Source organism: Duganella vulcania, from assembly GCF_009857655.1.
Classification (GTDB): Bacteria; Pseudomonadota; Gammaproteobacteria; order Burkholderiales; family Burkholderiaceae_D; genus Rugamonas; species Rugamonas vulcania.
The window spans coordinates 1-351 of sequence record NZ_WWCX01000312.1; the positions used below are offsets into that span (position 1 = coordinate 1).

Below are 351 nucleotides of genomic sequence, written 5' to 3' on the forward strand. Positions count from 1 at the left end.
CTCCCGGGGTTCTTTTCGCCTTTCCCTCACGGTACTGGTTCACTATCGGTCGATTACGAGTATTTAGCCTTGGAGGATGGTCCCCCCATATTCAGACAGGATTTCTCGTGTCCCGCCCTACTTGTCGCACGCTTAGTTCCACACATCGCATTTCGAATACGGGGCTATCACCCGCTATGGCTCCTATTTCCAGAGGATTCTTCTATGCGTCATGCTAAAACGTGCAGGCTCATCCCATTTCGCTCGCCACTACTTTGGGAATCTCGGTTGATTTCTTTTCCTGCAGCTACTTAGATGTTTCAGTTCGCCGCGTTCGCTTTGCATACCTATGTATTCAGTATGCAATGACCT

At 49.6% G+C, this 351-nt stretch carries 1 rRNA gene; it reads right to left on the reverse strand.

Annotation, left to right across the window (positions count from 1 at the left end):
- Positions 1-351 (reverse strand): 23S ribosomal RNA (locus tag GTP90_RS37775); the annotation flags it as partial.